The sequence below is a fragment of the uncultured Amaricoccus sp. genome, from assembly GCF_937891315.1.
In the GTDB taxonomy this organism is placed as follows: domain Bacteria; phylum Pseudomonadota; class Alphaproteobacteria; order Rhodobacterales; family Rhodobacteraceae; genus Amaricoccus.
On sequence record NZ_CALAGI010000154.1, the window covers coordinates 1 to 11,421 of the forward strand.

General features: G+C 65.8%; 10 protein-coding genes and 1 tRNA gene. 3 read left to right on the plus strand and 8 right to left on the minus strand.

Annotation, left to right across the window (positions count from 1 at the left end; genetic code table 11):
• Positions 1-135 precede the first annotated feature (135 nt).
• The 6 genes from Q0480_RS14875 to Q0480_RS14900 form a co-directional block, all read right to left on the minus strand.
• Positions 136-315, minus strand: coding sequence for an NAD(P)H-dependent oxidoreductase (locus Q0480_RS14875; RefSeq protein WP_299134090.1), 180 nt, complete (start codon positions 313-315; stop codon positions 136-138).
• 62 nt (positions 316-377) lie between these two features.
• Complete coding sequence (gene clpX / locus Q0480_RS14880) at positions 378-1,643, minus strand: ATP-dependent Clp protease ATP-binding subunit ClpX (protein ID WP_299134091.1); 1,266 nt, start codon at positions 1,641-1,643, stop codon at positions 378-380.
• Positions 1,644-1,788: 145 nt separating this feature from the next.
• The gene (locus Q0480_RS14885) at positions 1,789-2,415 is read right to left on the minus strand and encodes an ATP-dependent Clp protease proteolytic subunit (RefSeq protein ID WP_299134093.1); all 627 of its coding nucleotides are present in this window, start codon (positions 2,413-2,415) and stop codon (positions 1,789-1,791) included.
• A 118-nt stretch (positions 2,416-2,533) separates the two neighbouring features.
• Positions 2,534-3,685: a glycosyltransferase gene (locus tag Q0480_RS14890; RefSeq protein ID WP_299134094.1), complete on the minus strand. Its 1,152-nt coding sequence runs from the start codon at positions 3,683-3,685 to the stop codon at positions 2,534-2,536.
• A gap of 486 nt (positions 3,686-4,171) precedes the next feature.
• A complete protein-coding gene (gene tig, locus Q0480_RS14895; protein WP_299134096.1) occupies positions 4,172-5,536 on the minus strand; it encodes a trigger factor in 1,365 nt (454 codons plus the stop codon).
• Positions 5,537-5,558: 22 nt separating this feature from the next.
• A tRNA-Leu gene (locus tag Q0480_RS14900) sits at positions 5,559-5,643 on the minus strand.
• 357 nt (positions 5,644-6,000) lie between these two features.
• On the opposite strand from Q0480_RS14900, the gene Q0480_RS14905 reads away from it, so the two are divergent.
• Both Q0480_RS14905 and glnA read left to right on the plus strand, forming a co-directional pair.
• Positions 6,001-6,339: a P-II family nitrogen regulator gene (locus tag Q0480_RS14905; protein WP_299134097.1), complete on the plus strand. Its 339-nt coding sequence runs from the start codon at positions 6,001-6,003 to the stop codon at positions 6,337-6,339.
• A gap of 80 nt (positions 6,340-6,419) precedes the next feature.
• Complete coding sequence (gene glnA, locus Q0480_RS14910) at positions 6,420-7,826, plus strand: type I glutamate--ammonia ligase (protein WP_299134099.1); 1,407 nt, start codon at positions 6,420-6,422, stop codon at positions 7,824-7,826.
• Between the two features lie 64 nt (positions 7,827-7,890).
• Here the strand turns inward: glnA and Q0480_RS14915 are convergent, their stop codons facing one another.
• Entirely contained in the window at positions 7,891-8,589 is a 699-nt protein-coding gene (locus Q0480_RS14915; RefSeq protein ID WP_299134101.1) for an NAD-dependent deacylase, read from the minus strand.
• Entirely contained in the window at positions 8,586-9,392 is an 807-nt protein-coding gene (locus Q0480_RS14920) for a DUF3445 domain-containing protein (protein WP_299134102.1), read from the minus strand. The genes Q0480_RS14915 and Q0480_RS14920 overlap by 4 nt, the downstream gene beginning before the upstream one ends.
• 65 nt (positions 9,393-9,457) lie before the next feature.
• Between Q0480_RS14920 and parE the strand changes: the two genes are divergently transcribed.
• Positions 9,458-11,421: DNA topoisomerase IV subunit B (parE, locus tag Q0480_RS14925; RefSeq protein WP_299134104.1), on the plus strand; the 1,964-nt coding region annotated here is incomplete at its 3' end.

Here is an 11,421-nt window from a genome sequence, read left to right on the forward strand (position 1 = left end):
CATGCGCCTCACCAGCGACCGGGCGAGACCGCAGGCCGCGCCCAACAAAGGCGGACCGAGGTCCGCCCTACGCTTTCACATAGCCCGCGAAGCCGCTCAGATACGCCGCCAACCGTTTGCGGGCTTCCTCGCCGGTCAGGCGCCCGTCCACGATCTCCGACCCGGCGAGGCACCGATCAGCGCGCCCGGCTCGCCGCCGAACACCCGCGGAATGTCCTCGGCCGGCCGGGTCATCCAGTCGATCGCGTTCTCGAACACACCCGGGACCGAATTGCGGAATACGACCTTTCGTCGCCTACCGATGCCGGCGGCCATTGGGCGCGAACATCAATTCGCGCCTCAAGAACGGTGCGGGCAATTCCCGGGCCGCGGCGCCGCTACGACGCCGAAGCCGAGCCTTCCTTGCGGTCGGCGTAGATCAGCAGCGGCTCGCCCTTGCGCAGGATGCATTCCTCGTTCACGACGACTTCCTCGACATTCTGCATCGAGGGCAGTTCGAACATCGTGTCGAGCAGCACTTCCTCGAGGATCGAGCGCAGGCCGCGGGCGCCGGTCTTGCGGTCGATCGCCCGCTTCGCCACCGCCTTCAGCGCGTCCTCGGTGAAGGTGAGCTGCACGTCCTCCATCTCGAAGAGCCGCTGGTACTGCTTGATCAGCGCGTTCTTCGGCTCGGTCAGGATGGTGATCAGCGCCGCCTCGTCGAGGTCGGTCAGCGTCGCGAGCACCGGCAGGCGGCCGACGAACTCGGGGATCAGTCCGAACTTCAGCAGGTCCTCCGGCTCGAGCTCCTGGAAGAGCTCGCCGACGCGGCGTTCCTCCTGACCCTTCACATCGGCGCCGAAGCCCATGGCCGAGCCCCTGCCCCGCTGGGCGATGATCTTGTCGAGCCCGGCGAAGGCGCCGCCGCAGATGAACAGGATGTTCGTCGTGTCGACCTGCAGGAATTCCTGCTGCGGATGCTTGCGCCCGCCCTGCGGCGGCACGCTCGCCACCGTGCCCTCCATGATCTTCAGCAGCGCCTGCTGCACCCCCTCGCCCGACACGTCGCGGGTGATCGAGGGGTTGTCGGACTTGCGGCTGATCTTGTCGACCTCGTCGATATAGACGATGCCGCGCTGCGCCCGCTCGACATTGTACTCGGCCGACTGCAGCAGCTTCAGGATGATGTTCTCGACATCCTCGCCGACATAGCCGGCCTCGGTCAGCGTCGTCGCGTCGGCCATGGTGAAGGGCACGTCGAGGATGCGCGCCAGCGTCTGGGCGAGCAGCGTCTTGCCGCAGCCCGTCGGGCCGATCAGCATGATGTTCGACTTCTGCAGCTCGACATCGGAATTTTTCGTCGCGTGGTTCAGCCGCTTGTAGTGGTTGTGCACGGCGACCGACAGCACACGCTTCGCGACCTTCTGGCCAATCACGTAATCGTCGAGAACCTTGCAGATCTCGTGTGGGGTCGGCACCCCGTCCGAAGATTTGACCAGATTGCTCTTGGTTTCCTCGCGGATGATGTCCATGCAAAGCTCGACGCATTCGTCGCAGATGAAGACCGTCGGTCCAGCGATCAGCTTGCGCACTTCATGCTGGCTCTTGCCGCAGAACGAGCAATAGAGGGTATTTTTCGCGTCGCCGCCGCTCGTCTTGCTCATAGTCCGCCTCCGGCTTGCGCCATGCATCCTGCGCCATACACCCAACCGGGCCGCGGTTTGGCCCGGGCATTTGCCATAGGAACATGCAAGCATCGGGAATTACAAGTCCAAAGGCCCCACACGCTTGCGCGACGTCCGGCTGCCATCAGGTCGCCGGCTCCACGATGTCGCGTTTCTGCACGATCTCGTCGATCAGGCCCCAGTCCTTCGCATCCTGCGCCGTCATGAATCGGTCGCGCTCCAGCGCCTGCTCCACCGCCTCGAAGGTCTGGCCGGTGTGATACTCGTATATCTGGTTCAGCCGGTCCTTCAACGCCTGCGTCTCGCGGGCGTGAATCATGATGTCCGTCGCCTGCCCCTGAAAACCGCCGGAGGGTTGGTGCACCATGATCCGGCTGTTCGGCAGACTGTAACGCATGCCCTTCTCTCCGGCGGTCAGCAGGAGCGAGCCCATCGAGGCGGCCTGCCCGCAGCAGAGGGTGGAGACCGGGGGGCGGATATATTGCATCGTGTCATAGATCGACAGGCCGGAGGTGACAACACCGCCCGGGCTGTTGATATACATGGAGATTTCCTTCTTCGGATTCTCCGCCTCGAGAAACAGCAACTGGGCGACGATCAGGGTCGACATCCCGTCATGCACCGGGCCGGAGACAAAGATGATCCGCTCTTTCAGAAGGCGCGAGAAGATATCATAGGCGCGCTCGCCCCGCGCGGTCTGTTCGACCACCATCGGCACGAGGCTCATAAAGGTTTCAACCGGATCTTTCATTGGGAAACTTGCCTGTGGCTGCTTGGGCGTCCGGATCGGGCACGCCAGGTGTCTCAAGATTAGTCATCGCTCCGGGCGACTGCAAGGCCCGCCCCAGCATACTCGCCTTTGGCGCGAGTCAAGCCGCGACATCGCTGGTCCGTCCCGTCGCCGGGATGGCGCGGGGCCGGTGCGCGGAAGGTCGCGGGTCGCCGTTCACCTTGTCGAAGATGAAGGCGGCGAGCTTCCGCTCGAAGTCGGCGCCGCCGAACGTCCGCGCATGGCGACGGATCGCCTCGGGCTGGAAGTCGCTGATCGTGGCTTCGAACCGATCCACGGCGTCGTTCAGCGCCTCGGCCGTCTGATCATGAAAGAACAGCCCGGTTTCGCCGGCTGTCACCGTCTCGGTCACGCCGCCGCGGCCAAAGGCGATCACCGGCCGGCCGCTCGCCATCACTTCGAGCGGCACGATGCCGCAATCCTCGACGCCCGGAAAGACGAGAGCGCGGCACCTGGCGAACCGTTCCGCCATGGTCGCATCATCGACCATCCCGAGGAAGGCGACGTTCGGTCCGGCGCGCCGCCGCAGGGCCGGGGAAGCGCCGCCGCCGATCACCACCAGCGGGCGGCCGCTGCGGGTAAAGGCGTCCACGGCGACCTCGATCTTCTTGTAGGGCGTGATCTGGCCGGCGCAGAGATAGTAGTCCGCGACCTCGGGACTGATCGAAAACCGGTCGAGATCAACCGGCGGATGGATCACGCTCGCCTCGCGCCGATAGTATTTCTCGATCCGCTTCGCCACGAACGCCGAATTCGCAACGAAATGATCGACCCGCGCCGCCGTGGTCACATCCCACTGGCGCAACAGCGGACCGGTCGTCCGCAGCATCTTGCGGGTGAGCCAACCCGACTCGCGGCAATATTGCGCTTGCAGGTCCCAGATATAGCGCATCGGCGAATGGCAGTAGCAGACATGAACCGCGTCGGGCGCCGGAATGATCCCCTTCGCCGGCCCCGCCTCGCTCGACACCACGAGATCATAGGAGGTGAGATCGAAAGCCTCCAGGGCGAAGGGCATCAGCGGAAGCATCTTCTGATAGTGCCGGCGGCCGCCGATCCGCTGCAGGAACGAGGTCTCGATGCGATGGCGCGCGATGGTCGGAGAAATCTTGCCGGGATCGAGCACCAGTGTGAAGATATCGGCTTGCGGAAAGATCCGGCAGAGCGCCTCCAGCACCTTCTCGCCGCCGCGCATTCCGACCAGCCAATAGTGGACCAGCGCAACCTTCATGCGCGGTCACCGATCGAAACGGCCGCGCGGCGCCTCGCCGACCGGATCGGGTAAATCCTTCGCGCTTCCACGGTGCTCCTCCTCGGCCAGGCCGGGGGCATTCTTTGGCCGAAGGAGTGAACAACTTCTTATCGGGCGCCCCCGCGGTCGGGCGCCCGACAGGCCCGGACAGGCGGGTTTGGAACAGCGGGGCGCTACCCGCAGGGTTGGGTCTTCTCCCGCGCAGGTTCGTCGATGACGACCAGGGTGACGGTCGCCAAGGAGCGGATGCTGAGCGCGCTCCGTGACAAGGTCATCCGCGTGTCGCCCTGCGAGCGGAAGGAAGCTCTTTCGGCTGGCGTCGGCGATGATCCGCGACCGCCCGGTCTCGGTCGAAGTCACCGCCGGAGGCCGTGTCGCCGCGTCGCACCCGACCATCGACGATGTCGCAAAGCAAAAGGCGCGCCCCCGCGGGGACGCGCCTTTCTTGAATGCCGGCGGCCGGGGTCAGCCGGCCGGCGCGACCTCGAGCTCGGTCGCGATTTCCGCGTCCAGCGCCTCGATCGCCGCCTGAAGCTCGTCCTTGGTCACGCCGCGGTCGGTCACCTCGGCCTTGCCGACGATGAAATCCACCACCTTGTCCTCGAAGATCGGCGCGCGCAGCCCCTGCAGCGCCTGAGGATTCTTCTGCACGAACTCGAGGAACTGCCGCTCCTGACCCGGATATTGCCGCGCCTGCGCGAAGATCGCCCGCTGCATCTCCTGCTCGCCGACCGTCACCTCGGCCCGGTTGCCGATGTCGGCCAGCAGCAGCCCAAGCCGCACCCGCCGCTCGGCCAGCTTGCGATGCTCGTCCGTTGGCTGGATGTCGGGATGATCGTGGCCGTGGTGATCGTGATGCTCCTCGTGCCACAACTGGTGCGCGATCTGCCGCGCCTCGACCTCGACGAGGCTCGGCGGCAGCTCGAAGCTTACCAGCGTGTCGAGCGCGTCCATCAGTCGCCGCTTCAGCACCGCGCGACTCGCCTGGGCGTATTCGTCGGCGAGCCGGGCGCGGACCTGTTCCTTCAGCGCATCGAGGGTTTCGGCGCCGAAGCGCTGGGCCAGCGTGTCGTCGATCTCGGCCGGCTTCGGCGCCTTGACCGCCTTGATCGCGCAGGCGAACACCGCGTCCTTGCCGGCGAGGTTCGGCGCGCCATAGCTCTCCGGGAAGGTCACCGACACGTCGAGCGCGTCGCCGGCCTTCGTCCCGATCAGCTGATCCTCGAAACCCGGAATGAAGCTGCCCGAACCGAGCACCAGCGGGAAATCCTCGGCCGCCCCGCCCTCGAACAGCTCGCCATCGACCGAACCCTTGAAGTCGAGCACGACCTGATCGCCGGACTTCGCCTCGGCCCCCTCGGCCGCGTCCTCGTAGACCGTCGCGGAGGAGGCGAGATTGTCGAGCGCCTCGGTCACCGCCGAATCCTCGATCTCGGCGACCAGCCGCTCGATCTTCACGCTGTCGAGTGCCAGTTCGGGCACTTCGGGCAGCGCCTCGTAGCTCATCGAGACCTCGACGTCGTCGCCTTCGTTCCAGTCCTCGTTCGTCATCTTGACTTCGGGCTGCGCGGCCGGGCGGTCGCCGGTGGCGTCGAAATGCTGGCGCATCGCATCGTCGATGCTCTCCTGCATCGCCTCGCCCAATACCGACTTGCCGAACATCTTCTTCATCAGAGCGGCCGGAGCCTTGCCCTTGCGAAAACCCTTCATCTGGAAGTCCTTGCGGGCTTCCTCCAGCTTTTCCGCGACTTTCGCCTCCAGCTCGGAGGCCGGTACGGTTATCGCATAGGCCCGCTTCAAGCCGTCATTCAGGGTCTCGGTAACCTGCATCTCCATCCTCGCCGTTGTCCTCTGGTGCGGGCGAAGGGACTTGAACCCCCACGCCTTGCGGCGCCAGAACCTAAATCTGGTGCGTCTGCCAATTCCGCCACGCCCGCGGGGGCCTTCGGACCAAAGGGTCGCCCCCCGGATCCCGACAGAGGCAGTCTCCTAACAGACCCCGCCGGGGCGTGCGAGGGAAAAATCGCGCCCGCGCACCACCTCGGCGCCCCGGCCGAAATGCCGCCGGGAACAGCGTCCGACGTTGCTCGCCGGGCCGCGAGTCACAGGTTTACACTTTCTTAATTTGCTTGCCTATTGGTCAAATTGCTCAATACATAGGCATATTCGCGGGAAAATCCGGCCCTGATCGGCGGCCGCGGGCGGGCTGGATTGAATCCCCCCGGGCAAGCTGGTTCTTCGGGGTCCAAATCCGGCGACCGCATCGCCACAGACTGGCCAGGGAGCTGCCGTCAATGAAGAAGATCGAAGCGATCATCAAGCCGTTCAAGCTGGATGAGGTGAAGGAAGCGCTGCAGGAGGTCGGGATCCAGGGCCTGAGCGTGACCGAGGCCAAGGGTTTCGGACGCCAGAAGGGCCATACGGAGCTCTACCGCGGCGCCGAATACGTCGTCGACTTCCTGCCCAAGGTGAAGATCGAGGTCGTGCTCGCCGACGAGCAGGTGGACGCCGCCGTCGAGGCGATCATAGCCGCCGCCAAGACCGGCAAGATCGGCGACGGCAAGATCTTCATCCTGCCGGTCGAGCAGGCCATCCGCATTCGCACCGGCGAAGAAGGCAACGACGCCCTCTGACGCCCGACCGACAACAGGCCGGGCGGGGGCGCATACCCGACCTGTCAATCACGCGCGTTTGACACTCTCAAGGAACAGCGATGAGCAAAGAGTCCATTCTGAAATCCCTCAAAGAGGACGACATTCCGTATGTCGATATCCGCTTCACGGATCCGAAGGGCAAGCTGCAGCACGTGACCGTGTGCTCCGACCTCGTCGATGAGGATTTCCTCGACGAAGGCATGATGTTCGACGGCTCCTCGATCGCCGGCTGGAAGGGCATCGAAGCCTCCGACATGAAGCTGATGATCGACACGGACAGCGCCTATGTCGATCCGTTCTTCGCGGAAAAGACCCTTTGCGTGCATTGTACCGTGGTCGAGCCCGACACGGGCGAGCCCTATGACCGCGACCCGCGCGGTACGGCCTCCAAGGCCGAGGCCTATCTGATCGCCAGCGGCGTGGGCGACAAGGCCTACATGGGCCCCGAGGCCGAGTTCTTCATCTTCGACGACGTTCGCTACGCCAACACGATCAACAAGGTCAGCTTCCAGATCGATGCGCTCGACGCGTCCTGGAACACCGACACCGTCTACGAGATGGGCAATTCCGGTCACCGGCCCGGCCTGAAGGGCGGCTATTTCCCCGTCCCGCCCGTCGACACGATGCAGGACATCCGCGGCGAGATGCTGTCGACGATGAAGCGGATCGGCATGAAGGTCGACAAGCACCATCACGAGGTCGCCTCGCCGCAGCACGAGCTCGGCCTGATCTTCGGCACGCTGACCAAGCAGGCCGACGAGGTCCAGAAATACAAGTACATCGTCCAGCAGGTCGCCGCCGCCTATGGCAAATCCGCGACCTTCATGCCGAAGCCGTACTACGGCGACAACGGCTCCGGCATGCATGTGAACATGTCGATCTACAAGGGCGGCAAGCCGGTCTTCGCCGGCGACAAATATGCCGACCTCAGCCAGGAGGCGCTCTATTTCATCGGCGGCCTGCTGCATCATGCGAAGTCGCTGAACGCCTTCACCAACCCGACCACCAACAGCTACAAGCGTCTGATCCCGGGTTTCGAGGCGCCGGTGCTGCGCGCCTATTCCGCGTCGAACCGCTCGGGCTGCGTCCGTATTCCGTGGACCGACAACCCGAAGGCCAAGCGCGTCGAGGCCCGTTTCCCCGATCCGCTGGCGAACCCCTATCTCGCCTTCTCGGCACTGCTGATGGCCGGCATCGACGGCATCAAGTCGAAGATCGACCCGGGCGAGGCGTCGGACAAGGACCTCTACGACCTGCCCCCCGAGGAACTGTCCGCGATCCCGACGGTCTGCGGAAGCTTGCGCGAAGCGCTCGACAGCCTGGCGGCCGACCACGACTATCTCCTGGCCGGCGATGTCTTTACCCCCGGCCAGATCGAGAGCTATTCGGCGCTGCGCTGGAAGGAAGTCTACGCCTTCGAGCACACGCCGCATCCGATCGAATATCAGATGTACTACTCGGCCTGATCCTGTCCTTCAGGCATCGCATCCAGGGGGGCGGACCAGCCGGTCCGCCCCTTCCCTTGTCGATTTACCCCAGCAGCCGCGCGACGAGCGCCGGCACGGTCTCCGTCGCCGGTCCGTAGAGGCTCTCGCCGAACAGTCCGGCCACGTCGGATGGTTCGAGATTGACCTCCATCGTCGGGATACCGAGATCCCCCGCCCTCGCCACGAAGCCCGCCGCCGGATAGACCGAGCCCGAGGTGCCGATCGCGACGAACCGATCCGCCGCCTCCAGCGCCGCCTCGATCTCCTCCATGCCGTAGGGCACCTCGCCGAACCAGACCACGTCCGGCCGCAGCCCGCCGGCGCGTCCGCAGCGCGGACAGGCAAGCTCCACCGCCAGATCCCCCCGCCAGTCCCGCCGCGTCCCGCAGTGGAGGCAAAGCGCGCGCGCGATCTCGCCATGCATGTGCCAGACCCGCCGCGAGCCGGCCCGTTCATGCAGGTCGTCGATATTCTGCGTGCAGAGAAACAGCTCGCCGCCCCGCGCCTCCAGTCGAGTCTCGAGCTCGGTCAGCGCGAAATGCGCGGCGTTCGGGGCGGCCGCCGCCATGTTCCGGCGCCGGAGGTTGTAGAATTCATGCACCGCGGCCGGATCCGCCGCGAAGCCTTCGGGCGTCGCGAGGCGCATCGGATCGAACCGGCTCCAGAGCCCGTCCACGCTGCGAAAGGTGCCGAGCCCGCTCTCGGCCGAAACCCCCGCCCCGGTCAGCGCGAAGACCTTCATGGCTCCGCTCCGAAGACATCCGGCCGCGCCGTGAGCAGCCGTTCCCGCTGGTCCGGGGTCAGGGCGTCCGGCTCGACCATGTAGGTGTGGATCGCAAAGACCACGGCCCGGCTGACCGGCAGCCGGGTGAAGGTCTGCCGCTCGACCCGGATATAGCGGCGGTCGTCCGGCGCCGGATGGTGGCGGTCGTGTTCGTGCCGGGGATTGTGCAGGTCGGTCTTGCCATAGACGAGCAGGTTCGCCCGCATGATCGGCTTGCCCTCGCGTATCCCGTCGAACAGCCGCTGCACCCGCCGGGCGATTTCCGCGTCGTAGCTCGCCACCGGCAGATGGATGCGCCCCAGCGTCCGCCCGAACTTCTCCGACAGCGTCCAGTTCGAGGGAAAGCAGACGAGCGCGCCGGTCATCACATGCTCCGTCTCGCCCTCCGGCTTCTCCAGGATCACCAGATCCTCCTGCACCAGCCGCCCCGCGGCGATCAGCGGCGGGCCATCCAGCGGCACCGTCACCCCATCGGGTCGCGTCGCCGCGGCCTCCCCGATCCGATAGCCGGCGTCCGTTCCGACATGCGCGAGCACCATCCCGAGCAGTTCCCGCGCCGCCGGAAGCGCGCTGTCGGCCAGCGCATGCACGGCCTCGGGACGCTCGGCGATCAGCCGGTCGCGCAGGGCCATCTGCTCCGCATGGACCTCGTCGCGCTGCAACCAGGTCTCAGGCGCGATCGGCACGGTCCCGGGCAGGCGGAAGGTATGCTCCTCCATCCAGGGCGCGACCGGCAGCGAGGATTGAAAAATTCCCGTCATCCCAAACCCCTTTGCCGACGCCCACGAACAAGATATAGGAAGCCATCAGCAGTCCTTCGCTATCCATGGCGAACGGCGATCAAAAAGAAAAGAGCCGCGCATTGGTTCACGCACCGGATCTCTTCGGCGAGGATCCCTCGTCCCAGGCCTATGACGCCCATTCGATCGAGGTGCTCGAAGGGCTGGAGCCGGTCCGCAAGCGACCGGGCATGTATATCGGCGGCACCGACGAGCGTGCGCTGCACCATCTGGTCGCCGAGGTGCTCGACAATGCGATGGACGAGGCGGTCGCCGGCCATGCCAACCGGATCGAGGTCGAGCTCAACGCGGATTTCTCGATCACCGTCCGCGACAATGGCCGGGGCATCCCGGTCGATCCGCATCCGCGGTTTCCCGACAAGTCGGCGCTCGAGGTCATCCTCTGCACGCTTCACGCCGGCGGCAAGTTCTCCGGCAAGGCCTATCAGACCTCGGGCGGCCTGCATGGTGTCGGCGTCTCGGTGGTGAATGCGCTGTCGGACCATGTGCGGGTCGAGGTCGCGCGCAACAAGCAGCTCTATTTCCAGGAATTCTCGCGCGGGGTTCCGGTGGCGCCGCTGCGCCCGCTGGGGGCGACGCAGAACCGCCGCGGCACCACGGTCACCTTTCATCCAGACCCCCAGATCTTCGGCGCCGCCGCGCATTTCAAGCCGGCGCGGCTGCTGCGCATGGCGCGCTCCAAGGCCTATCTCTTTTCCGGCGTCGAGATCCGCTGGAAATGCGATCCCGCCTGCCTCGCCCCCGGCGAAGACACGCCCGAAACAGCGGTGTTCCACTTCCCCGGCGGCATCGCCGACTATCTCGGCGAACGGCTGGCCGGCGCCCAGACCTATGCCGAGAAGCCGTTCGCGGGCCGGGTGGAATTCGCGGACCGGTTCGGCGGCGACACGATCGGCTCGGTCGAATGGGCGATCAACTGGACGCCGCAGCGCGACGCCTTCGTCTCCTCCTACTGCAACACCATCCATACGCCCGAGGGCGGCACGCACGAAGCCGGGTTCTGGGCCGCGCTGCTCAAGGGCGTCCGCGCCTATGGCGAACTGACCTCGAACCGCAAGGCGGCGCAGATCACCCGCGAGGATGTGATGGCCGGCGGCTGCGCCATGATCTCGGTCTTCATCCGCGATCCCGAATTCGTCGGCCAGACCAAGGACCGGCTGTCGACCCAGGACGCCGCCCGGCTGGTCGAGGGCGCGGTGCGCGATCATTTCGACAATTGGCTCGCCGCCGATACCCGGACCGCCGGGGCGATCCTCGACTATCTGGTGCTGAAGGCCGAGGAGCGGTTGCGCCGGCGCGCCGAGAAGGAGACCCAGCGCAAGACGGCGGTGAAGAAGCTGCGCCTGCCGGGCAAGCTCGCCGACTGCTCCGGCGCCAGCCGCGAAGGGTCGGAGCTGTTCCTGGTCGAGGGCGACAGCGCCGGCGGCTCCGCCAAGCAGGCGCGCGACCGCAAGACCCAGGCGGTGCTGCCGCTGCGTGGCAAGATCCTGAATGTGCTCGGCGCCGCCTCGTCGAAACTGACCCAGAACCAGGAGCTGGCCGATCTCTGCCAGGCAATGGGGGTGCAGGCCGGCTCGCGCTTCGACGTCGCCGACCTGCGCTACGAGAAGATCATCATCATGACCGACGCCGATGTCGACGGCGCACATATCGCCTCGCTGCTGATGACCTTCTTCTTCACCCAGATGCGGCCGCTGATCGACCATGAACATCTCTATCTCGCCGCCCCGCCGCTCTACCGGCTGACCCAGGGCGCGCGATCGGTCTATGTCTCGAACGACGCCGAGAAGGCGGCGCTGCTCGCGAAGGGTCTCGGCGGCCGCGGCAAGGTCGAGGTCAGCCGCTTCAAGGGCCTCGGCGAGATGATGCCGGCCCAGCTCAAGGACACCACCATGTCACCGGCGACCCGCACCCTGATCAAGGTGACGATCGCCGAGGACGAGGGCGAGACCGGCGACCTCGTCGAGCGCCTGATGGGCAAACGCCCCGA